The organism is Sulfitobacter sp. 1A13496 (genome assembly GCF_043557225.1).
Lineage (GTDB): Bacteria > Pseudomonadota > Alphaproteobacteria > Rhodobacterales > Rhodobacteraceae > Sulfitobacter > Sulfitobacter faviae.
This window is the reverse complement of record NZ_JBIFFP010000002.1, coordinates 210950-236189: the sequence shown is the minus strand read 5'-3', so window position 1 is coordinate 236189 and position 25240 is coordinate 210950. Positions and strand designations below refer to the sequence as shown.

Genomic DNA, 25240 nt, shown 5'->3' with positions numbered 1-25240 from the left:
CGCGCCGCGAGAACGCCCCTTCAGGACCGCCAGACATGACCACCCTTCCCGACCAAACCGAGCGCAAACTCGGCCTCGTGATCGACCTCGACACCTGCGTCGGCTGCCATGCCTGCGTGATCTCCTGCAAGGGCTGGAACACCGAGAACTACGGCGCACCGCTGTCGGACCAAGACGCCTATGGCGGCGACCCGTCTGGCACCTTCCTCAACCGCGTGCACAGCTACGAGGTCCAGCCCGAGGCGGGCGCGGCGCAACTGGTCCATTTCCCCAAATCCTGCCTGCATTGCGAGGACGCGCCCTGCGTCACCGTTTGCCCCACAGGGGCGAGCTACAAGCGGGTCGAGGACGGTATCGTGCTGGTCAACGAAAGCGATTGCATCGGTTGCGGCCTCTGCGCTTGGGCCTGTCCCTACGGCGCGCGCGAGATGGATCAGGCAGCCGGTGTGATGAAGAAATGCACCCTCTGCGTCGACCGGATCTACAACGAGAACCTGCCCGAGGAAGACCGCCAGCCCGCCTGCGTGCGCACCTGCCCCGCGGGCGCGCGGCATTTCGGCGATCTGGGCGATCCCGACAGCGCTGTCAGCCAGCTTGTAGCAGAGCGTGGCGGCGTGGACCTGATGCCCGAACAGGGCACCAAACCGGTCAACAAATACCTGCCGCCGCGCCCGCGTGACACGCTTGGCCCTCCCGAGGGCGAGATCGACGTGCTCTCCCCCTTCCTCGCCCCGGTGGACGAGGGGCCGAAGGGCTTTCTCGGCTGGCTCGACCGCACTTTGGAGAAGCTCTGATGCATCCCGCGCCTTCCGTTATTCTGTTCAGCAGCCTGTCGGGTATGGGATTTGGCCTGCTTGCATGGCTCGGGATCGGCCTGCCTGCGGTGACCGGCTGGGTCGCTTTCGTCTTCTTCGCGCTGGCCTATCTCTTGGCCGTGGGCGGGCTCATCGCCTCGACCTTCCACCTCGGCCGCCCGGAGCGTGCGCTCAAAGCCTTCACCCAATGGCGCAGCTCTTGGCTCAGCCGCGAGGCTTGGGCCTCGGTCGCGGCGCTGCTGGTCATGGCTGCCTATGGCGCGGGGTTGGTGTTTTACGACACGCGGCTTTGGCCCTTGGGGGTGATCGGTGCGGCGCTGTCGCTGCTCACGGTGCTGACCACGGCGATGATCTATACCCAGATGAAAACCGTGCCGCGCTGGCACAGCGTGATGACGCCGCTGAATTTCCTGTCGCTCAGCATCGCTGGCGGTGCCCTACTGGCGGGGCAGGTGACGGCGGCGATGATCCTGCTGGCGCTGGCCGGGGCGGTGCAGATCGCCACATGGTGGCGCGGGGATCGGGCGCTTGCGGCCTCAAACAGCGATATCGCGAGCGCGACGCGGTTGGGGCCGCAGGGCAGTGTCCGCGCCTTTGAGCCACCCCATACTGGCAGCAACTATCTGCTACGGGAATTCGTCTATCAGATCGGGCGCAAACATGCGCTGAAACTGCGGGTGATCGCGATTGCGTTGATGGTGCTCCTGCCGCTTCTGCTGCTGCTCTCGCCCGTGTTTCACCACCTTGCCGCCGGCCTCGCGGTGCTGAGCCATGCGGCAGGGGTGCTGACCGCGCGCTGGCTGTTCTTTGCCCAAGCCGAACATGTGGTCGGCTTCTATTACGGCAAACGCTGAACGCAAAAGAGGGGGTGTCTCCACCCCCTCTTCGTATCGGCCAACCTGTTTACATTTGGCTTAGTTCATGAGCCCCGCGTGGCGCAGGGCCGCATCGACCAGTTCCTTGGTCGGGTCGGTCAGTTCCGTGAGCGGCAGGCGCACCTCGTCCGAGCAGAGGTCGAGCCGCGACATGGCGTATTTCACGCCCACGAGCCCCGGTTCGGTGAAGATCGCCTTGTGAAGCGGCATCAAACGGTCCTGCAATTCCAGCGCCTTGGCATAGTCGCCCTCAAGGCAGGCGGCCTGCATCTGCGCCACAAGGCGCGGTGCGACATTGGCGGTGACCGAGATGCAGCCGACGCCGCCTTGGGCGTTGAACCCATGCGCCGTGGCATCTTCGCCCGAGAGCTGGCAGAAATCCGGGCCGCAGGTAATGCGCTGATCGCAGACCCGCGCCAGATCGCCAGTCGCGTCCTTGACGCCGACGATGCGCGGCAACTGGGCCAGTTCGCCCATCGTTTCGGGCATCATATCTACCACCGAACGGCCGGGGATGTTGTAGATGATGATCGGCAACTCACAGCAGTCATGCACGGCGGTGAAATGCGCCACCAGCCCGCGCTGCGTCGGCTTGTTGTAATAGGGCGTCACCACCAACAGCGCATCGGCGCCGACCTTTTCGGCGTGACGGGCAAGGCGGATGCTTTCGACCGTGTTGTTCGACCCGGCGCCTGCGATGACCGGAATGCGGCCCGCGACGGCTTTGACCACCTCTTCGACGACGGTCTCATGCTCGGCATGGCTCAGCGTGGGGGATTCGCCAGTGGTGCCGACGGGGACGAGCCCGCTCGACCCTTCGCCGATGTGCCATTCGATAAGTTTCTTAAGCGTATCCAGATCCAGCGCGCCGTTGCGAAACGGCGTGACGAGGGCAGGCAGAGAGCCTTTGAACATGTGCACGCTCCTTAAGTGCTGGCCGGCGGAAAACCGGACTGGATGAGGGCTTTTGCGGGCGCTACGGTTTGATAAACGGCGCCCAAGCCATATGTTGCAAGGCTCTAGCCTCGGAGACGTGGGAAATGCAAGCGATGACGCGCCTGATGGCGATCCTCATGAGTGTTTTTGTCCTGACCGTGCCTGCGGAAGCGCAGCGCCCGCGGCCTTTGGGCTGGGCAATGGATGCGATGCGCAGCGGCAATTGGGACGCAGCTGCGGCGCTGGCCGCCCGTGACGGGCAGGTCGCCGCCGATGTGATCGAATGGCACCGGCTGCGCGCCGGGCGCGGCACCTATACGCAAGCTCGCGATTTCCTGAACCGCAGGCCCGACTGGCCCGGTGAGGCGTATTTGCGCAGACAGACCGAAGCCGCGGTGATCAAACAGTCTGAAAGCGATATACTGGATTTCTTTTCGGCGATGGCCCCGCAGACCCCGCGCGGCGTGCTGGCCCATGCCGGGGCGCTGATCAACAGCGGGCAGCGCGGTGAGGCCGAGGCAAACCTTGTTCTGGCGTGGCGGACCATGCCGATGAACGCCACGAGTCAGGCGCTATTTGTCGAGGCGCATGGCAGCCTTCTGGCCCCCCATCACGCGGCGCGGCTCGAAGAGATGCTCTGGCAGCGCGAACATTCCGAAGCGCGGCAAATGTTCGATCTGGTTTCAAGCGCCGACAAGGCGCTGGCCGAGACCCGCATCGCCCTGCAAAAGCTGGAAAGCGACGTGAACGCCAAGATCGACGCCCTGCCCGCCTCAAAGGCCGATGCGCCGGGGTTGGCCCATGACCGCTTTGAATGGCGTATCCGCAAGGGGCTGCGCGAAGATGCCGAGGATTTGATGCTGGCGCGCTCGACCTCGGCTGAGGCCCTGGGCCAGCCCCCTAAATGGGCCAATCGCCGCCGTGCCTTGGCGCGGGATGAAATGCGCAATGGCGAGGCGCGGACGGCCTACCGGCTGGCGTCGCAGCATTTTCTGACCGATGGCTCGAACTATGCCGATCTCGAATGGCTCTCGGGCTATATCGCGCTGCGGTTCTTGGACGACCCCACCACCGCTCTGGGCCATTTCCAGAACCACGACAACGCCGTGGAATCCCCCATTAGCCAAGGCCGCGCGGGCTATTGGCAGGGCCGCGCGTTAGAGGCGATGGGCGATGCGGAAGGCGCGGCGAAAGCCTATGCCATGGGGGCGAAATACCAAACCTCCTTCTACGGGCTGCTGGCCGCCGAACGGGGCGGCCTCCCCTTTGACGAAAAGCTCGCAGGCGCAGCACCTGAGCAAGACTGGCGCAGCTCTCCGCTGGCCCGTGCGCCCCTGTTTGAGGCCGGGTTGCTGCTGCAAGCCTCGGGCGAGCTGTCCACCGCCGAGCGGTTCTGGACCCATTTGGCCGAGCAGCTCGTCCCCGAAGACATCGCCCTGCTGGGGCAAGCCGCGATCGACGTGGGCCAGCCCCATATCGCGGTGATGATCGGCAAACGCGCAGCGCAGCGGGGGCTGGAGGTTCCCGCCCCCTATTACGCGTTGCACAGTCTGGTGGAGAAAGACCTGCCGATGGCGACCGAGATGACCCTCGCCATCGCGCGGCGTGAAAGCGAATTTGATCCCAATGTGCAGAGCGGCGTCGGCGCGCGCGGTTTGATGCAGATCATGCCCGCCACGGCGCGGGACGTGGCGCGCGATCTGGGCATCTCAGGCCAACACACGACGGACCGCCTGACCGCCGATCCCGATTACAACGCGCGGCTTGGCGCGACCTATCTGTCACAAATGGCGGGACTTTTCGACGGCAATGTCTCCATGATGTCGGCGGCCTATAACGCGGGCCCTAGCCGCCCGCGGCGCTGGATGGCGACCTATGGCGACCCGCGCAAGGGTGAGATCGACATCGTCGATTGGATCGAGATGATCCCCTTTCGTGAGACGCAGAACTACGTCATGCGGGTGACCGAAAGCCTGCCCGTCTATCGCGCCCGTCTGGGAAAAGACCCGCTGCCAATCCCCTTTAGCGAAGAGTTAACCGGATCGACGTTGAAGGCGTTCGCGCCATAGGGTGAACAGCCCCGCCGCCACGATCATGCCCGCGCCCAGCACCACGCTGGGGCGCAGCACCTCGTTAAAGACCGACAGGCCGATGATCACGGTAAAGATCAGCTGCGTATAGGCGAAGGGCTGCACCGCGCTGGCCTCGGCCACCTCGTAGCAGCGGATCAGCAGCCAATGGCCCGTGACCCCAGTGATGCAAAGCGTGCCCATCAACAGCCAGTTGCCCGGCGTCATCGGCTCCCAAAACCAGATGCCGACCGCCGTCATGACCGCCGCGCCGGTGACGCCCGTCCAGAAGAAACTCGTCGCCGTCGTGTCGCGCCGCGCGACATAGCGGGTCAGCAGGCCATAGACCGCAAACATCGCCGCCCCTGCCAGCGGGATCGCGGCGGCCGGATCCACCACGCGAAGCCCGGGTTGCAAGATCACCAGCACCCCGACAAAGCCCACACCAATCGCGGCCCACCGCCGCCAGCCGACTTTCTCACCCAAGATCGGACCGGAGAGCGCCGCCACCAAAAGCGGGTAGCAGGTAAAGACCGCATGGCTCTCCACCAACCCCAGAATGGTGAAGCCCAGCACCATCGTGCAAATCTGCGCCGAGAGCAGCACGCCCCGCAGGATTTGCACCGCAGGCTGTGTCGTGGCGGCGGCGCGGCGGATACCGCCTGCCTTGCGCATTGCCAGCGCGATCACAAAGGCCGCGAAAAACCAATAGCGGATCATCACCACCATCAGCACGTTGTAATTCTCGGCCAGATGGCGTGACAGCCCATCTTGAACGGCGAAGACCATCGTCGTGGCGATCATCAGCATGATGCCGAGCGGGATGTTGTTGGACTGGCTCATGCGGGCATCCGCGCGCGGGTCATATGGCGTTTGCGGCCATAGCCGGGGATGCGGGCAACCTCAAAACCGCCCGCGGCGAGGGCCCGGCGCACGAAGCCCGCGGCGGTATAGGTCGCAGCACTGCCGCCCGGTGCGGTATGGCGGGCCACCTCGGCCATCAGATCATCACCCCACAGTTCCGGGTTCTTGGCCGGTGAAAACCCATCAAGGAACCAGGCATCGGCCTGCCCCTGCCACCCAGGCAGGGTCTGTCGTGCGTCTCCGATGATGATCTCGGCCCGCAGGCCGGGCAGTTCCAACACGCCACCCGTGCCATCCCACGCCGCTGTCAGCGCATCGCGCCGCCCGTCGAGCGCGGGAAAGGCCGCATGGGCCTGCGCCATATCCTCGGGGTGCATCGGGTAGGCTTCGAAACTCGTGAAATGCAGCGGCCCGTCATGGCCCGCCCGCATCCAAGCATCCCATGCCAGCAACAGGTTCAACCCGGTGCCAAAACCAAGTTCAGCGATGTGAAAGCCGGAGCGGTACCTCTCAGGCAGGTCATTGCCCGCCAGAAAGACATAGGCCGTCTCTGCCGCGCCATCCTCCAAGCTGAAGTAGGGGTCATCGAACTGGGTCGAGACGGGCACTTGGCCCGCGCGCCAAGTGATCTGGGCATTCTGGTCTGGCACGGCACGTCCTGCTAGAGGGGGAAAGAAGTCGCGCAGACACTGCGCAAGCTGGCGGGGAATGGCAATGGTGGATGTAACCATAAGAGGGGCCGGGATTTTTGGCCTATCGGTGGCTTGGGCCTGCGTCCGGCGCGGGGCGGTGGTCCGTGTGGTCGATCCGGCGGGACCGGCAGCGGGGGCTTCGGGCGGGATCGTGGGCGCGCTGGCGCCGCATGTGCCGGAGAATTGGAACGCCAAGAAAGCCTTTCAGCTTGAGAGCCTGCTCAGCGCCGAAGCCTTCTGGGCCGAGGTCGAGGCCGAGGGCGGTCGCGCGCCCGGCTATATCCGCAGCGGGCGTTTGCAGCCGGTTGCGGATGACGCGGCCCTCGCGCTGGCGCGGCAACGGCAGGACACCGCAGCCGCGCTTTGGCAAGGCCGCGCCCGGTGGGAGTTGATCCGCGCCGACAGCCGCGATTGGGCCCCGCAGAGCCCCACCGGCTGGCTGATCCGCGACACGCTAAGCGCCCTCGTCCACCCGCGCCACGCCTGTGCCGCCCTCGTCGCGGCGCTGGCGGGCAGGGGCGTTAAGATCGTGGCCGAGGCCCCCGATACGGGTCTGACCCTCTGGGCCACTGGGGTCGCGGGGCTGGAGGCGCTGAATGCGGGCCATCCGCGTTTGGTTGGCGCGGGCATCAAAGGGCAAGCCGCGCTCCTGCGGTTGGACCGGGGCGGCGCAGCGCAGCTTTTTGCCGATGGGGTCCATGTGATCCCGCATCTGGATGGCACAGTGGCTGTGGGCGGCACCACTGAGCGAGAATATGACAGCCCTGACGGCACCGATGCACAGCTCGATGCAGTGATCGCCAAGGCCCGCGCGGCGGTCCCCGCATTGCAAGACGCGCCGGTCGTCGAACGCTGGGCCGGACTGCGCCCGCGCAGCCGCAGCCGCGCGCCGATGCTGGGGCCGTGGCCGGGCAAGCCGGGGCATTACATCGCCAACGGCGGCTTCAAAATCGGCTTCGGCATGGCCCCGAAAGTGGCAGAGGTCATGGCCGATCTTCTGCTCGAAGGGCGCGATGCCATCCCCGAGGGTTTCAGGGTCGAGGACAACCTCTAGGCCAACAAAAAACCCCGGCCACTGGCCGGGGTTCTCTGTCACTTTCAACCTGCGGTTTAGCGCGCGTTGGGCAGGATCACGATCTCGACCCGGCGGTTTTGCGCTTTGCCAGCGGCGCTCAGGTTGCTTGCCACAGGCTGGCTTTCCCCACGACCGAATGTCTGCAAACGCTGCTGCGGCACACCGTTGGACAGAAGGATGTTGCCCACGGCCTGCGCGCGACGCTCGGAAAGCTGCTGGTTATAGGCCGCTTCGCCATCGCTGTCGGTGTGGCCCACGACTTGCAGGGTGGAGTTCTGATAGATGTTCACGTTCTGCGCCAGCGCGGCCAGATCGTCACGCAGGGCGGGCGATACGCTGGTGCTGTCGGTCGCAAAGAGGATGTCTTGCGGCAGGGTCACGATCAGACGGTCGCCGGTGTTGGTGATCACCACGCGGCTGTCCATCGCGGCGCGCAACTCTGCCTCTTGCTTATCAAGCGAATAGCCGACGCCCGCGCCGATCGTGCCGCCGATCAAAGCGCCTTTCAGCGCGCCTTTGCCGTCACCTTCGGAAATCGCACCGGCAAGGGCCCCGACGCCCGCACCGATCAAAGCGCCATTCTTGGTCCGCTGGTTGGGATCGCCATTGCCCGGCTGCATCGGCTGCGTACAGGCACCCAGTGTCATCGCGCCGGCCAGAGCGGCGGCCAAAGTCATCTTCGAAGAAATCATGTCTACTGCCTTCATGTTTGCGGCCCCGTTCGGGCGGGGCATCTTGACGTGAACGCAATATAGGCACGCAAAGTTCCCAAAAACATTACATATAGCCGCTATTCGGCAGAAACCCGCCCAGCGGGGGATGTTTGCGCCTCTGCCCGTGCCGCCTCGAAGGCGAGCATTGCGCGTTTCACCGGCAGCCCCCAGTGGTAGCCACCCAAGCCCCCGCTTTTGCGCAGCGCCCGGTGACAGGGGATCAGCCAACTCACCGGATTGCGCCCAACCGCCGTGCCCACGGCACGCACGGCGCGGGGGCTGCCGATGCTCTGCGCGATTTCGGAATAGGTGGTCACCTGCCCCGAAGGGATGCTCAGCAGCGCCTCCCAAACCTTGATCTGAAAGGGCGCACCGATGAGATACAGCGGCGCTTTGGCCTCGGGGTCTTTCCGCCGCCCAAAGGCGGCGTCGACCCATGCCTGCAACTGCGCGGGGGCCTCCACTAAATTGGCGAGCGGCCAGCGGCTGCAAAGATCTGCCATCGCCGCATCCTCCCCCACTTCCGACGACAGGGCGAGCCCGCAGATGCCCTTGTCGGTGCCCATCACCAGTGTCGGGCCGAAGGGGCTGTCAAACCAACCCCAGTAGATCGTCAGCCCCGCGCCCTTGCGGGCAAACTCACCAGGGCTCATCGCCTCCCAGCGCAGGAAAAGATCATGCAACCGCCCGCTGCCCGACAGCCCCAATTCAAGCGCCGCCGCCAGCGTGGTGAAACGGTCTCGCAGCATGACCTTGGCCTGATCCAGCATCAGATACTGCTGGTAACGCTTGGGCGAGACCCCCACCCAGCGCGAGAACAGCCGCTGGAAATGGGCGGCGGACATGCCCATTTCGCCCGCGATCCAATCGAGTTGCTTGGGGTCCTCGGCCTCGTCAATCAGGGCGATGGCGCGGCGCATCACCTGATAGTGGTACCCCTGATCTTCGGGCGCGGGAGAGAGCTGTGCGATCTGTGTCATGCCACCAGATTAGCCGCGCCCTTGCCCCCGTGCGACCCGTTTCTTGCGCCATCGCACCCCACGCCCCGCCCCCGCTTGCCCTGCCGCGCCATTCATCGCATACCCTGAGCCATGGCCCGCCAACTTGATTATCATACCATCCGCGAGATCTTCGCCCGCTTCCAACAGGCAGAGCCTGAGCCCGAGGGCGAGTTGGAGCATGTGAATGTCTATACGCTCGTCGTGGCCGTGGCGCTGAGCGCGCAATCGACCGACGCGGGTGTCAATAAGGCGACGCGCGAGCTGTTCAAAATCGCCGACACGCCGCAAAAGATGCTCGATCTGGGGCTTGAGGGGCTGATCGACCATATCAAGACCATCGGCCTCTACCGTCAGAAGGCGAAGAACGTCATCAAGCTGAGCCAAATCCTTGTCGACGATTACGACGGCGAGGTGCCCAATTCCCGCGCCGCGCTGCAATCGCTGCCGGGTGTCGGGCGCAAGACCGCGAATGTGGTGCTCAATATGTGGTGGGGCCAGCCTGCGCAGGCGGTGGACACGCATATCTTCCGCGTTGGCAACCGCACCGGGATCGCACCGGGCAAGACGGTCGACGCGGTCGAGCGCGCTATCGAAGACAACATTCCCGCCGATTTCCAGCGCCATGCCCATCACTGGCTTATCCTGCATGGCCGCTATCACTGCAAAGCTCGCAAACCCCTGTGCCGCACCTGTATCATCCGTGACCTGTGCCAATACGAGGACAAAACAGAATGACCCAATACGAAGTGGTTGGCATCGGCAACGCCGTCGTCGACGTGATCTCCCATGCCGATGACAATTTCCTTGCCGACAACGGCATCGAGAAAGGCATCATGCAGTTGATCGAGCGTGACCGCGCCGAAGACCTCTATGCCGCGATGCAAGACCGGGTGCAGACGCCGGGCGGCTCGGTCGCCAATACCGTGGCGGGCGCGGGCGCGCTGGGCCTCAAGACCGCCTTTATCGGGCGGGTGCGCGATGATGAGCTGGGCCAGTTCTATGCCAAGGCGATGACCGATATCGGCATCGATTTCGTCAACGCCCCCGTGGCGGAGGGCGAGAACCCGACCTCGCGTTGCATGATCTTCGTCACCCCCGATGGGGAGCGGTCACTGAACACCTATCTCGGCATCTCGACCGGGCTGACCTCGACCGATGTGCCGCAGGCGGTGACGGAGAAGGCCAAGCTGATGTTCCTCGAAGGCTACCTCTTCGACCACGAGGCGGGCAAAACCGCCTTTCGCGAGGCCGCGCGGGCCGCGACGGCGGGCGGCGGCATGGCGGGCATCGCCATCTCCGACCCCTTCTGCGTGGAGCGCCACCGCGACGACTTCCTCGCGCTGATCGAAAACGATCTGGGCTATGTCATCGGTAATGAGGCCGAGATTCGCGCCCTTTGGGAAACCGACGACACCGAAGCCGCACTGGCCAAAACCGCCGAGATTTGCCCGCTGGTGGTCTGCACCCGATCGGGCGACGGGGTCACGCTGGTCCGGGGTGCGGAACGGGTCGACGTGCCGGTCGAAAAGGTCGTGCCGGTGGATGCCACGGGCGCGGGCGATCAATTCGCGGCGGGCTTCCTCTATGGCCTTGCCACGGGCCGCGATCTTGAGACCTGTGGTCGCATGGGCAACATCTGCGCGGGCGAGGTGATCCGCCACATCGGCCCCCGCCCCCAGACTGACATCATGGCCCTGTTCAAGGCCGAAGGGCTGGTCTGACCATGATCGAGAACGGTTTTCACGATGTCCCGCCCGGCAAACTCGCCGTGGTGGTGACCCATCTTGAGATGGACGCCACACCCAGCCTGCGGGAGGTGCCCCTGCCCGAGGGTGTCACCTTTCGGAAGGTCACACCGACGCCCGACTGGTTTCGGGACATTTTCCGGCGTGTCGGGATGGATTGGCTCTGGTACGGGCGGCTCAAACTGGATGACGCGGCCCTCTCTGCGCTGCTGCAAGACCCGGCGCGGGACTTCTATACGCTGACCCGCAATGGCAAGGACGAGGCGCTGCTTGAGTTGAACTTCCCCGAAGACGGCAGCTGCGAGTTGGCCTATTTCGGGCTGACCTCTGCGCTGATCGGCAGCGGCTCGGGGCGGTATCTGATGAACCAAGCGATCACGCTGGCATGGGAAAAGCCAATCAACCGGCTGCACCTGCATACCTGCACCAACGACAGCCCACAGGCGCTTGGCTTTTATGTGCGGTCAGGCTTCACCCCAGTGCGCCGTCAAGTCGAGATCGACGACGATCCGCGTCTCACAGGGCTGCTGCCCCGCGATGCCGCACCGCAGGTGCCGCTTATCGAGGCATAAGACCGCCGCCGGATCACCGAACCGGCGTGCACTCCGCCCCTTGGAAACAGGCGATCACCTTATCCACCATGGCAGGCTTCGGAGAGCCGAAGAGGTCGCCCCCGCAGGGGTTGCTTTCCAGCGCATAGGCCCCATCCGGCTTGCGTTCGAGAAAGGCCAGAACATCCCCCTCTTCGGCAGAGCCGCACCACGGGCCGAAACATTGAACGTTGAGCGTCAAGGGCTGGTCAAAGGGCACGTCAAAGCTCCCTTCCGACAGCGCCTTGCCGCTGATCTGCGCCCGGATCGGCGTCTCTTCGGGCGGGTTGATCCCGATGGTGCCACCCTTTGGCAGGGCGCTGGCGTCAAAGGTCAGACGCCCCTGCACCACGACATAACTTTCCTCGGCCTTGGCCGCGCGTTGATAAGTCGCCTCAACCGAATGGGGCAGGCAACTGAGCGCAAGCGCGGGCAGCGGGGCCAAAGTGGCGAGAGCGCAGGCGATGATCCGTGTCATAACTTCTCCTCAAACTCTTCAAGAACCGCCGCATAGACCGCGCGTTTGAACGGCACGATATGCGCGACCAGTTGATCTGCGGGCATCCAGCGCCATTCCGAGAATTCAGGCTCAGCCGTCTGGATGTTGACCTGATCGTCCTGCCCCAGAAAACGCATGAGGAACCATTTCTGTTCCTGCCCCCGGTAGCGGCCTTTCCAGATGTTGGGCACCAGTTCATGGGGCAGATCATAGGGCAGCCAGCTTGTCGTCTCGGCTTCGATCCGCACCAGATTGCTGGGGATGCCGGTCTCTTCCTCCAACTCACGCAGGGCCGCATCGCGCGCGGCCTCGCCCTTGTCGACCCCGCCTTGGGGCATCTGCCAAGCGTCCTGATCTCGATCACGCCGCTGGCCGACAAAGACCTCCCCTTCGGCATTCACCAGCATCACGCCGACGCAAGGGCGGTAGGGCAGTTTGGCAATCTCTTCGGGGGTCATGTCAGTATCTTCTCCATTTCAAAGCGGTCCAGATATTCAGCCGACCGTGCGATGCGCTCTGTCGCGATAACACGAAAGCCCATAGCCTCAAAGGCGGGCCGCGCCATCACGCTGGCATGGGTGTGCAACCGGCTCTCGCCCGCGGCGACCGCCGCCTGTTCGACCCGCCCATAAAGCGCGCGAAAGACACCCTGTCCCTGCGCGGGCGCGGCGATGAAGGCCAGATCGATATAGCCCCGCTCCCGCGTGATAAAACCGATCACCTGCCCCACCCGTTCGGCCAGCACCACCTGCTGCTCGCCCAACTTGGCCGACCACTGCGGCCCCCGTGGCGGTGTGGGGAGCCACGCGGCACGCTCCGCTGCGCTATAGGCGCTTGTCCCATGGTGGATCGCGTCGAACATCACCCGCCCCAAAGCGTCATGATCCGCCATCGCCGCATCACGCAACGCCGCCTCTGCCCGCGCCATCCCGCACCCCGTCTTGACCTGCCGTGAGCCGGACAGATGACGCGGCGTTTCGCGTGACTTGCCCTGCCGTTTCCGATGGTGTCACAGTGACCCAGCCCACCCAGAAAGGTAAAGCCATGTCCGACTATCCCCACCTGCTTGCCCCGCTCGACCTTGGTTTCACTACGCTGAAGAACCGGCTGCTGATGGGCTCGATGCACACCGGGTTGGAGGAGACAGGCGACTGGAACCGCGTGGCGGAGTTCTATGCGGCGCGGGCGCGAGGCGATGTGGGGCTGATGGTCACGGGGGGCATCGGGCCGAACCGCGAAGGCGCGGTGGCCCATGGCGCGGCGATGATGGTCAGCCAGAAGGACGTCGACAACCACAGCATCATCACCCAGCGGGTGCATGAGGCCGGCGGCAAGATCGCCATGCAGATCCTGCACGCGGGCCGCTATGCCTTCACACCTGAATGCGTGGCCCCGAGCGCAGTGAAATCCCCGATCTCGATGTTCGCGCCCAAGGCGTTGGACGAGGAAGGCATCGAGAAACAGATCAGCGACATCGCCGCCTGCGCCCTGCGCGCCCGCGAGGCGGGCTATGACGGGGTCGAGATCATGGGCTCCGAGGGGTATTTCCTGAACCAGTTCCTCGTCACCCATACCAACAAGCGCGCAGACCGCTGGGGCGGTTCCTACGAGAACCGGATGCGCCTGCCGCTCGAGGTGGTGCGCCGGGTGCGCGAGACGGTGGGCGAGGATTTCATCCTGATCTACCGCCTGTCGATGATCGACCTCGTGCCCAACGGCTCGACCTTCGAGGAGGTCGTGCAACTGGCGCAAGAGGTCGAGAAGGCGGGTGCAAATATCATTAACACCGGCATCGGCTGGCACGAGGCGCGCATCCCCACGATCGCCACCTCGGTGCCGCGCGCGGCCTTTGCATGGGTCACGAAAAAGCTGATGGGCAAGGTGGGTATCCCTCTGATCACCTCGAACCGGATCAACACGCCGCAAGTGGCCGAAGAAGTGCTGGCGGAGGGCTGCGCCGACATGGTGAGCCTCGCCCGTCCGATGCTGGCGGATGCCGATTTCCTCGCCAAGGCCAAGGCCGGTCAGGCCGAGCGCATCGCCCCCTGCATCGCCTGCAACCAAGCCTGCCTCGACCATACCTTCGGCGGCAAGATCTCCACCTGTCTTGTAAACCCTCGCGCCTGTTACGAGACGGAATTGCGGATCGAACCCGCCGCAAACCCGAAATCCATTGCCGTTGTCGGCGCCGGGCCTGCCGGTCTCTCGGCTGCCATCACGGCGGCGGAGCGCGGCCACAAGGTGACGCTCATGGACCGCGCGTCCGAGATCGGCGGGCAACTCAACCTCGCCAAACAGGTAGCCGGCAAGGAGGAGTTCTGGGGCCTCGTCGATTGGTACCGCACCATGCTGGACGTCCACGGCGTGACCGTACAGCTTGAGACCGAAGCCACGAGCGAGACGCTCTCAGGTTTCGACGAGGTCGTCATCGCCACCGGCGTCGTGCCGCGCGACCCGGAGATTCCCGGCCAGAACCGCGACAACGTGGTCAGCTACATCGACGTGCTGAACGGCACTGCGAAGGTCGGCCAGCGGGTCGCCGTGATCGGCGCAGGCGGGATCGGCTTCGACGTGTCGGAACATCTGGTGCACGATGGCGAAAGCAGCACGCTGAACCTGCCCGAGTGGATGCGCGAATGGGGCGTCACGGACCCGGGCGCGCACCGCAGCGGCCTTGCCCCCGAAGGGCCGCAACCGCCAGCACCTGCACGCCAGATCACCATGCTGCAACGCAAGACCAGCAAGCCCGGCAAGGGTCTGGGCAAGACCACGGGCTGGATTCACCGCGCGTCGCTCACCATGAGCGACGTGAAGATGATCGCGGGGGTGAACTACGAACAGATTGACGACGCCGGCCTGCATATCTCCTTTGGCGAAGCGCGCGAGAACCCCACGCTGATCGAGGCCGACACCATCGTGCTCTGCGCCGGGCAATTGTCCGAGCGCAGCCTCGCCGATGCACTGGAGGCGCGGGGCCAGACCTGCCACGTGATCGGCGGCGCGGATGTGGCGGCGGAACTGGACGCGAAACGCGCCATCAACCAAGGCACACGTCTGGCCGCCGGGCTGTAAGCGACGGGCGGGCGCTTGGCCCCCTTGCGCCCCGCCCTAGATCGCCGCAGGATTGCCAAAACGATCCAAGGTCTCCATGCCCCTCTGCGTCTTCGACATCTATGAGGATGGCACCGCGCAGGTGCCCTCCGACGACAACCTCACTGGGCCGGGGCGCTACCGCTGGTGGCACTACGACATGGCTGATCCGGCGCTGGCACCGTGGCTGGCCGAACACCTGCCCGAGATCCCGGCGGGCGCATTGCTACAGCCTGAAACCCGCCCGCGCTGTGATGAATATGACGACGGGCTGATCCTGAACCTGCGCGGCATCAACCTCAACGAAGGTCAACAGGCCGACCAAATGGTTTCGGTCCGGATGTGGGTGACGGATGCGGTGGTGATCACCGTGCGGATGCGCCGGGTCTTTGCCATCGATGAGCTGCGCGCGCTGGCCGCCGAGAACAACGCGCCACTCCGGCCTTCGGCCTTTGTCGAGGCGCTGGTCTCTCGGCTGACCGCCCGGGTGCAGGTCGAAGTGGCGCGGCTGGCGGATCGGACGGCCTTCTACGAGGCCGACCTCGAAGACCACAGCACACCGCCGCCGAAGGAACTGCCGGTGACCCGCCGCAGCGCAATCCGGCTGGAACGCTACCTCGCCCCGCAGCGCCACGCGCTGGAGCGGCTGGCGACGCTAGACCTGCCGCTGGTGCCGGACGTGGACGCGATGAAGCTGCGCGAACTGGCCAACCGCACCGCCATCGTGGTCGAAGAATTGGACGCGCTACAGGAACGCATCGTCACGGTGCAGGACGAACACGACAACCAGGTCGCGCAGCGACAGGCACGGCACAGCTACATGCTCTCCATCGCCGCCGCGGTCTTCTTGCCGCTAGGGTTCCTAACGGGACTTTTCGGCGTGAACGTGGGCGGGATGCCGGGCGTGGATGATCCGCGCGCCTTCGCGATCCTTTGCCTCGCCATGGTCGGCCTCGCCGCCATCATGCTGGCCGTGCTGAAATGGCTGCGCTGGCTGTGACAGGCGGGGAAACGGATTGTTCTGCCGTTTCCATGCCATGAACGATCCCCGCAAAGACCACGGGACTGTCTTGCCTCCGCCCCGATCCTGCCCGAATTGACGCCCATACCTGACCGCAACAAGATCAATGCGAAGGGACAGGCAATGGACCGCCTTACGGAAATGGAAGCGTTTGCCACTGTGGTGGATCAAGGCGGCTTTACAGATGCTGCCAAGAAGATGGGGATCTCGAAATCCGCCGTTTCAAAGCATGTCTCCTCGCTTGAGGCGCGCTTGGGCGCACGATTGCTGAACCGCACCACCCGCCGCGTCTCGCCCACCGAGATTGGCCTTGCTTACTACGACCGCGCCCGTCGCGTGCTGAACGACGCGGGCGAAGCCGACGCGCTTGTCACCTCGATGCAATCGGCGCCTTCGGGGCTGTTGCGCATTTCGGTGGCGACGGATTTCGGCGTCAATCATTTGTCCCCCGCGCTGTCGGAGTTCTTGCAAGACTTTCCCGATATCACCGTGAACATGGTGCTGAACAACCGCTACGTCGAGCTGATCTCGGAAGGCTTCGACATGGCCGTGCGGATCGGGGAGCTGGAAGACAGCACCCTGCGCGCGCGCAAATTGACCGAGACCACCAAACGCATGATCGCCAGCCCGAAGTATTTCGAGCAATACGGGCGGCCGGAAAAGATCGACGATCTCAACAATCACAAGCTGCTGCATTACTCGAACCAGTCGTCGGGCAACGTGTGGAAACTGACCGCGCCCTCGGGCGAGAAGCGGCAGGTGCGCACGGCGGGCTGGCTTTCGGTCAATGATGGGCAGAGCCTTTTGAACGCCGCGATTTCGGGGCTGGGCATCGCCTATCTGCCAAGCTTCCTCTACGCCGAAGCGATGGAGAAAGGTCTGGTCGAGGACGCGATCCCCGATCTGCCGCTGGAGACGCAGGGCATCTATGCCGTCTACCCGCCGGGCCGCTTCACCCAGCCCAAGGTGCGGGCGTTCATCGACTTTTTGGTGCATGAGTTCGCCGAGAAGGGGCCAGCGGATTGGTAACAGTCGCGATTGCCACTTAGCCCGGAATCAAGCCGTAGGCGCCGGGCCATCGCCTGCCCACCCCCCGGGTAGGCGATTGGGCGAGGCTGGGTACGACCCTGCGAACGCGCACCATGGTTGAGCCATAAAGTGGCACCCTGCACCGTCGGATCGCCGACCCGCGGGCAGGCGACGGCCCTCCTCGCGAAATGCTTTCCTCTCCCCCACCAGCACGCTATCTCTCCCGCCATGAGCAACATGCGCGAAACCTACGCCCGGCTTGTCGCCGAGGGCAAACTACAGGCCGACCCGGCCCAAGAAACCGTCATGGCCGAGTTCGACCGCATCCGCGATGCGCTGGCCAACCCGCCGAAGAAAAGCTTTTTCCGCAAAGCCCCAGAGCCGCCCAAGGGCCTGTACCTTTGGGGCGGCGTCGGGCGCGGCAAATCCATGCTGATGGACATGTTCGTGGCGCATCTGCCAGACGTGCCTGCGCGGCGCGTGCATTTCCACGCCTTCATGCAGGAAATCCACAACGCCATGCATGAGGTCCGCAAGACCGGCGTGGATGACGCCATTGCGCCCGTGGCCCGGGACGTGGCGGAAAGCGTCCGCCTGCTCGCTTTCGACGAAATGCAGATCACCGACATCACCGACGCGATGATCGTGGGCCGCCTGTTCGAAGCACTCTTCGCCGCGGGTGTCGTGGTGGTCACCACCTCGAACCGCCTGCCCGATGACCTCTACAAAAACGGCATCAACCGCGAGGTTTTCGTGCCCTTCATCGACCTCATCAAAGAGCGGATGGTGGTCCATGAATTGGCCAGCCCGACCGACTACCGCCAAGACCGGCTGGCAGGGTCACAGGTCTATTTCACCCCCGTCAACGCCGAAAGCCGGGCCGCGATGGACGCGGTCTGGGACGATCTTGCAGGGGCCGAGGGCGAACCGCTGACCCTATACGTCAAGGGCCGCGAAGTGACCATTCCGCAATATCACAACGGCATGGCCCGCGCCGGTTTTCACGCGCTCTGCGGCCAGCCCTTGGGCGCGGCGGATTACCTCGCGCTGGCGCAGGCTGTGCGCGTGCTGCTGCTGGACAACATCCCCACCCTCGGCCGGTCGAACTTCAACGAGGCCAAGCGTTTCGTCACCCTGATCGACGCGCTTTATGAGGCGAAGGTGCGGCTGATCTGCTCCGCCGCCGCCGCGCCGGAAATGCTCTACCTCGAAGGTGAAGGCACCTTTGAATTTGAGCGTACAGCCTCCCGCCTGCGGGAGATGCAGGGGGAAGACTGGGGGCGCTGACCGCCCCCGGCCAACCGATCAGGAATCACTGATCGGCTGCATATGCAGGTCATTGCCCTGCAGGAAAGGGTGGTAAGGCCGTTCGACCTCATAAAGCCACCACAGGCCGCCCGCGATAATTGCGAGACCTACGGCCATGAAGATAAATTGAAATTTCCGTGCATCGTCCTGATCGTGACGCGCGGACCGGCTGAAATTGCGCATGGGGACACCTCGGTCAAATTCGAAAGGGGAGACTTCCGTGGACCAAGATATACCACATCTGCACCTCGCAGCAGCGGTACACCCAAATATGGTTAATTAGACGTTTTCACGCAACACGCTACCGGCAAGGTAGAGCGAGCCGCAGATCAGCACACGCGCATGGGGTTCGCGGGCGATGATCGCCTTGAGCGCCGCGGTGACGGTCTCGGCCTCTGCGGTCTCGAACCCTACATCGCGCGCCACCTTCGCCGTCGCCTCGGCAGGCAGGGTCGCCGCCTCGCCGGGAATCGACACGGCGGTGAGGCTTGCAGCCTCTGCCGCCAGCGGGCGCAGGTATCCGGCAATATCCTTGGTGTTCAACATGCCGCAAATCAGATGCGTCGGGCGTTTCGGCAGGGCCGCCAGCGTGGCCGCCAATGCCGCCCCCGCTGCCGGGTTATGGCCGCCGTCGAGCCACAACTCGCCCTCGGGCGCCATATCGGCAAGCGGCCCGTCTGACAGCCGCTGCATTCGCGCGGGCCACTGCGCCTGCATCACGGCAGCCTCACAGGCCTCTGCATCGACGCCAAGCTGGCGCAGCGCGGCCAGCGCGGCCCCGGCGTTCATGATCTGGTGGTCGCCGGGCAGATTGGGGCGCGGGAGGTCAAGCAGGCCGCGCTCATCCTGATAGACCATGCGCCCGGCTTCGGGTGCGACATGCCACTGCTGACCATAGGCCAAGAGGGGTGCCCCGAGTTTCGCGGCGCGGTCTTCGATCACCTCAAGCGCGGGCTCTTCCTGCTTGCCGACCACGCAAGGGACAAGCCGCTTGATGATGCCCGCCTTTTCGCCGGCGATCTCGGCCAGTGTTTCGCCCAGATACTGCTGATGATCGACCGACACCGGGGTGATCACGGTCAAGGCGGGATCGACCACATTCGTCGCGTCGAGCCGCCCGCCAAGGCCCACCTCAAGAAGCGTGTAATCGGCAGGCACCCGCGAAAAGGCGAGGATCGCGGCACAGGTCGTGATCTCGAAATAGGTGATCTCTTCGCCGCCATTAGCAGCATGGCATTCGTCCAGCACGGCGGCGAGGTCGGGCTCCGAGATCAATTCCCCCGCGACCCGGATACGCTCGTGAAACCGCGCCAGATGCGGCGAGGTATAGGCGTGCACCGTCTTTCCCGCCGCCTCCAACCCCGCGCGGATCATCGCTTGGGTCGAGCCTTTGCCATTGGTGCCCGCAATATGGATCACCGGCGGCAAGTCGTTCTGCGGATTGCCCAAAGCATCGAGCAGCCGCCACATCCGGTCGAGCGTCAGGTCGATGATCTTGGGGTGCAGCGCCATCATCCGTTCAAGGATGACGTCGGATGAAGGCGTGCTCATTTCTTCTCTGGCGTGTCGGCGGGCAAATCCGCTGCGGCCTGAACGGCGGCGGCAGCCTCGGCCACCTCAAGCTCTTCGGGGGCGGGCAGGTCGCCGCGCACGGCAGGGGGCAGGCCCATCAGCATGCGGGTGATGGTGATCAACTCATCGCGCATCTCGGTCCGCTTGGTCACCCGGTCGAGCATCCCGTGGTCGAGCAGATATTCCGCCCGCTGGAACCCTTCGGGCAGTTTCTCACGGATGGTCTGTTCGATCACGCGCGGCCCGGCAAAACAGATCAGCGCGTTCGGCTCGGCGATCTGCACGTCGCCCAGCATTGCGTAGGACGCGGTGACGCCCCCGGTGGTGGGATGGGTCAACACGACGATGTAAGGAAGCCCCGCCTCTTTCAGCATCTGCACGGCGACGGTGGTGCGCGGCATCTGCATCAGGCTGAGGATACCCTCCTGCATCCGCGCGCCACCGGCGGCGGAGAACAGCACCAGCGGGCGCTTCAGCTTCACGGCTTCCTCGGCGGCGGCAATGATCGCATTGCCGACATACATGCCCATGGAGCCGCCCATGAAGGAGAAGTCCTGCGCGCAGGCGACGATGGGCGTGCGGCCGATATCGCCGGTCACGACCAGCATCGCCTCATGCTCACCGGTCTGCTTTTGCGCGGCCTTCATCCGGTCGGGGTAGCGCTTCTGGTCTTTGAAATGCAGCGGGTCGGGCGTGGGCGCCGGAACCTTCACCTCGGTAAAGATGCCACCGTCGAACAGCGCTTTGAAGCGCGCGCGGGGGCTGATGTGCATGTGATGGCCGCAGTTGGTGCAGACGTTCAGATTGTCCGCCAACTCACGGTGAAACAGCATGGTGCCGCATTCGTTGCACTTGGTCCACAGATTGTCCGGCGTCTCGCGGCGCGAGAAGATCGAGTTGATTCGCGGGCGGACATAGTTCGTGATCCAGTTCATTGGCAGGCCTCTGCTGTGGTTCCGTCCCAGATAATCCCCGCATGGGGAAATTGCAATCAGCGGCGTATCGCCAGCCGCGCCGCCAGCCATGAGACCAGCATCAAGGCGAAATCAACCGGCAACCATGAGCGCAACGCCGCCGCGTCATCCATCGAAAAGGGCGTCAGATAGAGCGCCAGCCCCGAAAGATCATCCGGCAGAGAGACAATGAGAATGGCCGAGATATTGTTCCACAGATGCACCGCGATGGCGGGCCCAAGCGAGCCGGAGCGCGCGGTAAGGTCCGCCATCAGGACGCCGAAAACCCCGGCCCAAAGCGCCACCATCAGCGCGTTCTCCCCCGCCTCGGCAGGCAGGTAATGGCCCGCTGCGAACAGCGCCGACGGCAGCACCATCCAGATCAGCGGCGAGTTGAACCGCGCCGCGAGTTGCTGCTGCACATAGCCGCGAAAGACGATCTCTTCGGCGCTGACCTGCACCAGCACGGCCAGCAGCGACAGCGGCAAAAGCAGCAACCAGCGGCTTAGGGGCAGGTTCGGCGTCAACTCACCGCCCATGCTCCACGGCGGCAATACCGCAAGCGCAACGCCCAGCAGCAACATCGCCCCGGAAACCGCGCGAAAACTGGGCCAGAGCCGCCCCGGCAGGCCAAAAAGACTCCCCGCGCTGCGCCGGTGCACGATCCGCACGGTCACGACGACGGCCATCGTCATGGTGCCAAAGCTGAACAGTAGCAGATACATCGCCTGCGGCGTGGCCCCTTTCAGAAGATCGCCGTGCAGCGACGGGGCCGCCGATCCCGCCAGCCCATAGACAGTCTGAAAGTAAAGCTCGTTCAGCGCGACATAGGCCACCACGGCCACGAACAGCCCCAAGAAAAACCGCCACAGTGCCGAGGTGTTGCGCGCGGGCGCGACAAAAGCCGCGTGGGCGCTGTAATCGGGCCGCCAGTTCATCAGCGGCGCCGTTCAAATCGGGGGTGGTGCTTGCAGAGCATAAGCCGGGCCTTCACGCTTGCGGGCGGGCCGAACCGACCGCGCCAGAAGGTCAGAACTTATGCCCTAACACGCTGCAATACAACAGTTCCCCCGCCTCATACGCGCCAAAGCCTTGCAGCATAGCCGCCGCCCGACTATTCCATTCAAGACGTTTCAAGGAGCCCACCGATGTCCACCACGCCCCGCTTCGACAAATCCCGGCTGCCCAGCCGCCATGTGACCGAAGGCCCGGCCCGCGCGCCGCACCGGTCCTACTACTATGCCATGGGCATGACCGAAGAAGAGATTCACCAGCCGCTGGTGGGCGTCGCCACCTGCTGGAACGAAGCCGCCCCCTGTAACATCGCGCTGAACCGTCAGGCGCAGGCGGTGAAGGTTGGCGTGCACTCCGAACAGGGCACCCCGCGCGAGTTCACCACCATCACCGTAACCGACGGCATCGCCATGGGGCATGAGGGCATGCGCTCCTCTCTGGCCTCGCGCGAAGCGATTGCCGACACGGTGGAACTGACCATGCGCGGCCACTGCTATGACGCGATCGTCGGGCTGGCGGGCTGTGACAAATCCCTGCCGGGGATGATGATGGCGATGCTGCGGCTGAACGTGCCGTCGGTCTTCCTCTACGGCGGGTCGATCCTGCCGGGCAAAGCACCTGCGGGCGCCGACGTTCCGGAAGATTTCGCCACCCGAGATCTGACCGTGCAGGACATGTTCGAGGCCGTGGGCCGCTTCCAGAACGGCTCCATGTCGCAAGCGGCCCTCGATGTGCTTGAGCGCGTGGCTTGCCCATCGGCGGGCGCTTGTGGTGGTCAGTTCACCGCCAACACCATGGCCTGCGTCTCCGAGGCGATCGGCCTCGCGCTGCCAAACTCCTCCGGCATGCCCGCCCCTTACGAGAGCCGCGACGCCTATGCCGAAGCCTCGGGTGCCGCGGTGATGAACCTGATCGAGAAGAACATTCGCGCGCGCGACATCTGCACCCGCGAAGCTTTCGAGAACGCGGCGCGCATCGTCGCCTGCACCGGCGGGTCCACCAACGCGGGCCTGCACCTTCCGGCGATGGCCCATGAGGCCGGGATCGAATTCTACCTCGAAGACGTCTGCGAGATCTTCCGCGACACACCCTACTTCGTCGATATGAAGCCGGGCGGCCAATACGTCGCCAAGGACCTCTACGACGCCGGGGGCGTGCCGGTGGTGATGAAGGAGCTGCGCAAGGCGGGCCTGCTGCACACCGACTGTCTGACCGCCACCGGTCGCTCCATCGGCGAAGAACTGGACCGCATCGACCGCGAGGCCGACGGCAAGGTGATCCACTCGGTCGCCACCCCGATCAGCAAGACCGGCGGCGTCGTGGGCCTGAAAGGGAACCTCGCCCCTGAAGGCGCCATCGTCAAGATCGCGGGCATGGCCGAGGAAGACATCGTCTTCACCGGCCCGGCGCTGGTGTTCGAATGCGAGCAGGACGCCTTCGAGGCGGTGCAGAACCGCGCCTACAAGGAAGGCGATGTCTTCGTGATCCGCAACGAGGGCCCCGCGGGCGGCCCCGGCATGCGCGAGATGCTGGCGACCACGGCCGCCCTTTCGGGTCAGGGCATGGGCAAGAAGGTGGCGCTGATCACCGACGGGCGCTTCTCGGGCGCGACGCGCGGTTTCTGCGTCGGCCACGTCGGCCCCGAAGCGGCACATGGCGGCCCCATCGCGCTGCTGAAGAACGGCGACATGATCACCCTCGACGCAGTCAAGGGCAGCATCACCGTAGATCTGTCGGACGAGGAACTGGCCGAGCGCCGCAAAGCTTGGGCTGGCCCGCGCGCCACCAACTACGAAAGCGGCGCGCTGTGGAAATACGCGAAACTCGTCGGCCCCACCTACCTTGGCGCGGTAACACATCCCGGCGCCAAGGCGGAGACCCATGATTACATGGACCTCTAAAAGCCCGCTTGCGGCGCTTGCGATGCTCACCCTGTCCGCCTGCGAAGGCGGTCAGGGTTTTTCCTTTGGCGGCAGGCCCGCCACGCCCGAGAAACCGCTCCTGCAAACCGCTTTGGCCGGTGGCGCGGTGCAGGTTGTGCCGCCGCAAGGCTATTGCATCGACCCCAAAAGCCTCAAACGTCGCTTTGCGCTGATGGCGCGCTGCGATGCACTTGGTCTGCCGGATGCGGTCAGCGCCGCGCCGCGCGGCATTCTCACCCTCGCGCTGATCGAAGCCGAGGCCGACGCGCCCCTGCCCACCCCGCAACAGGTTGCCGAGGCGGCAGGGCTAAGCCAGTTGCAAGAGGCCGGTAGCGTCGAGGGCGCGTCGATCTTTGTGGCCCAAGGGCCGGTGCCCGCCGAGGGCATGTCCCCCCGCCATTGGCGCGGCACGGCCCGGATCGGCGGCCATGTCGCCAGTGTCACCCTCTACGGCGCGCCGCAAAGCCGCGCCATTTCCGAAGAGGGCCGCGCGCTGGTGGCAGAGCTGATCCAGCAAAGCCGTAGCAAAAGCGCAAAGCCCACCGCCCCCGGCAGCTGACCGGCCTTTGTTTCCAAATCGGCAACACTGCCCGGGGCCGGAAACAATCACGGGGCCTATTCATTTGAACGAAATCCCCGCCTTGCATAGACTGCGAGCAAACGAGAGGCGCAGGGCCATGGTCAACTTCCGCAGCGGTTATCTTGAGGGCAAGCTCTTTTCCCGCGCGCTGCAACGCTGGGCGGTTGCGGCCCGCAAAGCGGCCACGGCTGACCTTGCCACCCTGCGCCGCCAACGCAGCCGCGCCCGGCTGCTGCGTGCCGAACTAAACCGGCTGATCCACCGCGCCGAAGACCGCCTTGCCCTGCCTGCCATCGGGGCCAGCGGCTTCCCGAAACCACATAACGCCGATTGGGCATGGCGGCCCGAGTTGTGGCGCGGCCCGCTTGCCACGCCGGGGCTGTCCTCGGTCGCGACGAAATCCAAACTGGGCGAAGAGGTGACCCTGTTCCACGATTGCGCGCAGTCGGAACTGACCCTGCGCCAATTGCGCAACCTGCGCGAGGCCGACCTGGCCCCCTTTGGCCTGCAACTCGACGTGTTCAAATTCGACGGGTCATTCCTGTCGCTGGTGGTCGATCTGCCGCCCGAGGCGATCACTGGATTGAAACGCCGTCACCTGTTCCGCATGGATACGATCGTGGAATTGGAGCACCCGCTGGAGATCTTTGCCCGGCTCAACATCCGCCACGGGCCGAACACCGAACAGATCGTCCGCGAACTGCCCGCCGGTCAGGAAAGCATCAGCGTCGAATTCGATCTGGCCTATAGCAAGCTCAACGAAAAGCGAATCGAGGCGGCATGGGTCGACCTGATCTTTGAAGGCCCGGAGATGAACCAAGTCGTGCTGCGCGACCTCACTTTTTCCCGCTCCCCCCGCGCCCAGATCTAGGACCCC

Annotated in this window: 26 protein-coding genes; 14 read left to right on the top strand and 12 right to left on the bottom strand. The window is 64.7% G+C overall.

Features of this window, described 5'->3' with window-relative positions; translation table 11 throughout:
- Positions 1 to 35: 35 nt before the first annotated feature.
- Complete coding sequence (locus ACGYLX_RS07860; RefSeq protein WP_394448427.1) at positions 36 to 794, top strand: 4Fe-4S dicluster domain-containing protein; 759 nt, start codon at positions 36 to 38, stop codon at positions 792 to 794.
- Positions 794 to 1669, top strand: a complete 876-nt coding sequence (locus ACGYLX_RS07855) for a dimethyl sulfoxide reductase anchor subunit family protein (protein ID WP_394448424.1) — start codon at positions 794 to 796, stop codon at positions 1667 to 1669. Before ACGYLX_RS07860 ends, ACGYLX_RS07855 begins: the two co-directional genes overlap by 1 nt.
- Before the next feature lie 60 nt (positions 1670 to 1729).
- Here ACGYLX_RS07855 and dapA read toward each other — a convergent pair whose 3' ends face one another.
- Positions 1730 to 2605, bottom strand: coding sequence for a 4-hydroxy-tetrahydrodipicolinate synthase (dapA, locus tag ACGYLX_RS07850; RefSeq protein WP_067265665.1), 876 nt, complete (start codon positions 2603 to 2605; stop codon positions 1730 to 1732).
- A 125-nt stretch (positions 2606 to 2730) separates the two neighbouring features.
- On the opposite strand from dapA, the gene ACGYLX_RS07845 reads away from it, so the two are divergent.
- Positions 2731 to 4695 carry a transglycosylase SLT domain-containing protein gene (locus ACGYLX_RS07845; RefSeq protein ID WP_394448421.1) on the top strand — a complete coding sequence of 655 codons (1965 nt, stop codon included), beginning with the start codon at positions 2731 to 2733 and terminating at the stop codon, positions 4693 to 4695.
- Here ACGYLX_RS07845 and ACGYLX_RS07840 read toward each other — a convergent pair.
- Together ACGYLX_RS07840 and mnmD are read right to left on the bottom strand one after the other, a co-directional pair.
- Positions 4660 to 5538 (bottom strand): DMT family transporter, encoded by an 879-nt coding sequence (locus ACGYLX_RS07840; RefSeq protein WP_394448418.1) that lies wholly within the window; start codon positions 5536 to 5538, stop codon positions 4660 to 4662. The two genes, ACGYLX_RS07845 and ACGYLX_RS07840, sit on opposite strands and share 36 nt — an antisense overlap.
- Positions 5535 to 6209, bottom strand: coding sequence for a tRNA (5-methylaminomethyl-2-thiouridine)(34)-methyltransferase MnmD (gene mnmD, locus ACGYLX_RS07835; RefSeq protein ID WP_394448416.1), 675 nt, complete (start codon positions 6207 to 6209; stop codon positions 5535 to 5537). The genes ACGYLX_RS07840 and mnmD overlap by 4 nt, the downstream gene beginning before the upstream one ends.
- A gap of 58 nt (positions 6210 to 6267) precedes the next feature.
- Between mnmD and ACGYLX_RS07830 the strand changes: the two genes are divergently transcribed.
- Positions 6268 to 7305 carry an NAD(P)/FAD-dependent oxidoreductase gene (locus ACGYLX_RS07830; protein ID WP_394448413.1) on the top strand — a complete coding sequence of 346 codons (1038 nt, stop codon included), beginning with the start codon at positions 6268 to 6270 and terminating at the stop codon, positions 7303 to 7305.
- 56 nt (positions 7306 to 7361) lie between these two features.
- On the opposite strand, the gene ACGYLX_RS07825 is transcribed toward ACGYLX_RS07830, so the two are convergent.
- Positions 7362 to 8018: an OmpA family protein gene (locus tag ACGYLX_RS07825; RefSeq protein ID WP_067265672.1), complete on the bottom strand. Its 657-nt coding sequence runs from the start codon at positions 8016 to 8018 to the stop codon at positions 7362 to 7364.
- A 98-nt stretch (positions 8019 to 8116) separates the two neighbouring features.
- Positions 8117 to 9019, bottom strand: coding sequence for a methylated-DNA--[protein]-cysteine S-methyltransferase (locus ACGYLX_RS07820; protein ID WP_394448411.1), 903 nt, complete (start codon positions 9017 to 9019; stop codon positions 8117 to 8119).
- A gap of 111 nt (positions 9020 to 9130) precedes the next feature.
- On the opposite strand from ACGYLX_RS07820, the gene nth reads away from it, so the two are divergent.
- Genes nth through ACGYLX_RS07805 form a run of 3 tightly spaced genes read left to right on the top strand, consistent with a single transcriptional unit; the run spans position 9131 to position 11357 of the window.
- A complete protein-coding gene (gene nth, locus ACGYLX_RS07815; RefSeq protein WP_209216671.1) occupies positions 9131 to 9775 on the top strand; it encodes an endonuclease III in 645 nt (214 codons plus the stop codon).
- A complete protein-coding gene (locus ACGYLX_RS07810; protein WP_394448409.1) occupies positions 9772 to 10761 on the top strand; it encodes an adenosine kinase in 990 nt (329 codons plus the stop codon). Before nth ends, ACGYLX_RS07810 begins: the two co-directional genes overlap by 4 nt.
- Before the next feature lie 2 nt (positions 10762 to 10763).
- Positions 10764 to 11357, top strand: coding sequence for a GNAT family N-acetyltransferase (locus ACGYLX_RS07805; protein ID WP_394448406.1), 594 nt, complete (start codon positions 10764 to 10766; stop codon positions 11355 to 11357).
- A gap of 13 nt (positions 11358 to 11370) precedes the next feature.
- On the opposite strand, the gene ACGYLX_RS07800 is transcribed toward ACGYLX_RS07805, so the two are convergent.
- The 3 genes from ACGYLX_RS07800 to ACGYLX_RS07790 are packed head-to-tail and all read right to left on the bottom strand — an operon-like array spanning position 11371 to position 12802.
- Positions 11371 to 11853: a hypothetical protein gene (locus ACGYLX_RS07800; RefSeq protein ID WP_394448404.1), complete on the bottom strand. Its 483-nt coding sequence runs from the start codon at positions 11851 to 11853 to the stop codon at positions 11371 to 11373.
- Positions 11850 to 12332 carry an RNA pyrophosphohydrolase gene (locus ACGYLX_RS07795; RefSeq protein ID WP_322328814.1) on the bottom strand — a complete coding sequence of 161 codons (483 nt, stop codon included), beginning with the start codon at positions 12330 to 12332 and terminating at the stop codon, positions 11850 to 11852. The genes ACGYLX_RS07800 and ACGYLX_RS07795 overlap by 4 nt, the downstream gene beginning before the upstream one ends.
- Entirely contained in the window at positions 12329 to 12802 is a 474-nt protein-coding gene (locus ACGYLX_RS07790; protein ID WP_394448401.1) for a GNAT family N-acetyltransferase, read from the bottom strand. The genes ACGYLX_RS07795 and ACGYLX_RS07790 overlap by 4 nt, the downstream gene beginning before the upstream one ends.
- Positions 12803 to 12918: 116 nt before the next feature.
- Between ACGYLX_RS07790 and ACGYLX_RS07785 the strand changes: the two genes are divergently transcribed.
- The 4 genes from ACGYLX_RS07785 to zapE all read left to right on the top strand — a co-directional run bounded on the left by ACGYLX_RS07785 (position 12919) and on the right by zapE (position 18301).
- Positions 12919 to 14946, top strand: a complete 2028-nt coding sequence (locus ACGYLX_RS07785) for an FAD-dependent oxidoreductase (protein WP_394448399.1) — start codon at positions 12919 to 12921, stop codon at positions 14944 to 14946.
- A gap of 76 nt (positions 14947 to 15022) precedes the next feature.
- Positions 15023 to 15964 (top strand): zinc transporter ZntB, encoded by a 942-nt coding sequence (locus ACGYLX_RS07780; protein WP_394448396.1) that lies wholly within the window; start codon positions 15023 to 15025, stop codon positions 15962 to 15964.
- Positions 15965 to 16108: 144 nt separating this feature from the next.
- Positions 16109 to 17014, top strand: a complete 906-nt coding sequence (locus ACGYLX_RS07775) for a LysR family transcriptional regulator (RefSeq protein ID WP_067261147.1) — start codon at positions 16109 to 16111, stop codon at positions 17012 to 17014.
- 228 nt (positions 17015 to 17242) lie between these two features.
- Positions 17243 to 18301: a cell division protein ZapE gene (gene zapE, locus ACGYLX_RS07770; protein WP_168612942.1), complete on the top strand. Its 1059-nt coding sequence runs from the start codon at positions 17243 to 17245 to the stop codon at positions 18299 to 18301.
- 18 nt (positions 18302 to 18319) lie between these two features.
- Here zapE and ACGYLX_RS07765 read toward each other — a convergent pair whose 3' ends face one another.
- The 4 genes from ACGYLX_RS07765 to ACGYLX_RS07750 form a co-directional block, all read right to left on the bottom strand.
- Positions 18320 to 18505, bottom strand: a complete 186-nt coding sequence (locus ACGYLX_RS07765) for a hypothetical protein (protein WP_168612943.1) — start codon at positions 18503 to 18505, stop codon at positions 18320 to 18322.
- A 96-nt stretch (positions 18506 to 18601) separates the two neighbouring features.
- Positions 18602 to 19873, bottom strand: coding sequence for a folylpolyglutamate synthase/dihydrofolate synthase family protein (locus ACGYLX_RS07760; protein ID WP_168612944.1), 1272 nt, complete (start codon positions 19871 to 19873; stop codon positions 18602 to 18604).
- Complete coding sequence (gene accD, locus ACGYLX_RS07755; protein WP_136720227.1) at positions 19870 to 20829, bottom strand: acetyl-CoA carboxylase, carboxyltransferase subunit beta; 960 nt, start codon at positions 20827 to 20829, stop codon at positions 19870 to 19872. The genes ACGYLX_RS07760 and accD overlap by 4 nt, the downstream gene beginning before the upstream one ends.
- Positions 20830 to 20885: 56 nt before the next feature.
- The gene (locus ACGYLX_RS07750) at positions 20886 to 21785 is read right to left on the bottom strand and encodes a CPBP family intramembrane glutamic endopeptidase (protein ID WP_394448393.1); all 900 of its coding nucleotides are present in this window, start codon (positions 21783 to 21785) and stop codon (positions 20886 to 20888) included.
- 210 nt (positions 21786 to 21995) lie between these two features.
- Here ACGYLX_RS07750 and ilvD point away from each other — a divergent pair, with 210 nt between their 5' ends.
- The 3 genes from ilvD to ACGYLX_RS07735 all read left to right on the top strand — a co-directional run bounded on the left by ilvD (position 21996) and on the right by ACGYLX_RS07735 (position 25234).
- On the top strand, positions 21996 to 23762 hold the full coding sequence (ilvD, locus tag ACGYLX_RS07745; RefSeq protein ID WP_067268045.1) for a dihydroxy-acid dehydratase: 1767 nt from the start codon (positions 21996 to 21998) through the stop codon (positions 23760 to 23762).
- On the top strand, positions 23743 to 24342 hold the full coding sequence (locus ACGYLX_RS07740) for a hypothetical protein (RefSeq protein WP_168612945.1): 600 nt from the start codon (positions 23743 to 23745) through the stop codon (positions 24340 to 24342). The genes ilvD and ACGYLX_RS07740 overlap by 20 nt, the downstream gene beginning before the upstream one ends.
- Positions 24343 to 24460: 118 nt before the next feature.
- On the top strand, positions 24461 to 25234 hold the full coding sequence (locus ACGYLX_RS07735) for a DUF6478 family protein (protein WP_168612946.1): 774 nt from the start codon (positions 24461 to 24463) through the stop codon (positions 25232 to 25234).
- Positions 25235 to 25240 lie beyond the last annotated feature (6 nt).

Bases quoted from the DNA above. Each gene is read 5' to 3' on its own strand.
- ACGYLX_RS07795 (WP_322328814.1), bottom strand. From the start codon at position 12,332: ATGACCCCCGAAGAGATTGCCAAACTGCCCTACCGCCCTTGCGTCGGC.
- ACGYLX_RS07845 (WP_394448421.1), top strand. From the start codon at position 2,731: ATGCAAGCGATGACGCGCCTGATGGCGATCCTCATGAGTGTTTTTGTC.
- accD (WP_136720227.1), bottom strand. From the start codon at position 20,829: ATGAACTGGATCACGAACTATGTCCGCCCGCGAATCAACTCGATCTTC.
- ACGYLX_RS07800 (WP_394448404.1), bottom strand. From the start codon at position 11,853: ATGACACGGATCATCGCCTGCGCTCTCGCCACTTTGGCCCCGCTGCCC.
- ACGYLX_RS07780 (WP_394448396.1), top strand. From the start codon at position 15,023: ATGCCCCTCTGCGTCTTCGACATCTATGAGGATGGCACCGCGCAGGTG.
- ACGYLX_RS07775 (WP_067261147.1), top strand. From the start codon at position 16,109: ATGGACCGCCTTACGGAAATGGAAGCGTTTGCCACTGTGGTGGATCAA.
- nth (WP_209216671.1), top strand. From the start codon at position 9,131: ATGGCCCGCCAACTTGATTATCATACCATCCGCGAGATCTTCGCCCGC.
- zapE (WP_168612942.1), top strand. From the start codon at position 17,243: ATGAGCAACATGCGCGAAACCTACGCCCGGCTTGTCGCCGAGGGCAAA.
- ACGYLX_RS07820 (WP_394448411.1), bottom strand. From the start codon at position 9,019: ATGACACAGATCGCACAGCTCTCTCCCGCGCCCGAAGATCAGGGGTAC.
- ACGYLX_RS07735 (WP_168612946.1), top strand. From the start codon at position 24,461: ATGGTCAACTTCCGCAGCGGTTATCTTGAGGGCAAGCTCTTTTCCCGC.
- ACGYLX_RS07825 (WP_067265672.1), bottom strand. From the start codon at position 8,018: ATGATTTCTTCGAAGATGACTTTGGCCGCCGCTCTGGCCGGCGCGATG.
- ACGYLX_RS07790 (WP_394448401.1), bottom strand. From the start codon at position 12,802: ATGGCGCGGGCAGAGGCGGCGTTGCGTGATGCGGCGATGGCGGATCAT.
- ACGYLX_RS07810 (WP_394448409.1), top strand. From the start codon at position 9,772: ATGACCCAATACGAAGTGGTTGGCATCGGCAACGCCGTCGTCGACGTG.
- ACGYLX_RS07830 (WP_394448413.1), top strand. From the start codon at position 6,268: ATGGCAATGGTGGATGTAACCATAAGAGGGGCCGGGATTTTTGGCCTA.
- ACGYLX_RS07760 (WP_168612944.1), bottom strand. From the start codon at position 19,873: ATGAGCACGCCTTCATCCGACGTCATCCTTGAACGGATGATGGCGCTG.
- ACGYLX_RS07860 (WP_394448427.1), top strand. From the start codon at position 36: ATGACCACCCTTCCCGACCAAACCGAGCGCAAACTCGGCCTCGTGATC.
- ACGYLX_RS07750 (WP_394448393.1), bottom strand. From the start codon at position 21,785: ATGAACTGGCGGCCCGATTACAGCGCCCACGCGGCTTTTGTCGCGCCC.
- ACGYLX_RS07805 (WP_394448406.1), top strand. From the start codon at position 10,764: ATGATCGAGAACGGTTTTCACGATGTCCCGCCCGGCAAACTCGCCGTG.
- ACGYLX_RS07840 (WP_394448418.1), bottom strand. From the start codon at position 5,538: ATGAGCCAGTCCAACAACATCCCGCTCGGCATCATGCTGATGATCGCC.
- ACGYLX_RS07785 (WP_394448399.1), top strand. From the start codon at position 12,919: ATGTCCGACTATCCCCACCTGCTTGCCCCGCTCGACCTTGGTTTCACT.
- dapA (WP_067265665.1), bottom strand. From the start codon at position 2,605: ATGTTCAAAGGCTCTCTGCCTGCCCTCGTCACGCCGTTTCGCAACGGC.
- ACGYLX_RS07765 (WP_168612943.1), bottom strand. From the start codon at position 18,505: ATGCGCAATTTCAGCCGGTCCGCGCGTCACGATCAGGACGATGCACGG.
- ACGYLX_RS07855 (WP_394448424.1), top strand. From the start codon at position 794: ATGCATCCCGCGCCTTCCGTTATTCTGTTCAGCAGCCTGTCGGGTATG.
- ilvD (WP_067268045.1), top strand. From the start codon at position 21,996: ATGTCCACCACGCCCCGCTTCGACAAATCCCGGCTGCCCAGCCGCCAT.
- ACGYLX_RS07740 (WP_168612945.1), top strand. From the start codon at position 23,743: ATGATTACATGGACCTCTAAAAGCCCGCTTGCGGCGCTTGCGATGCTC.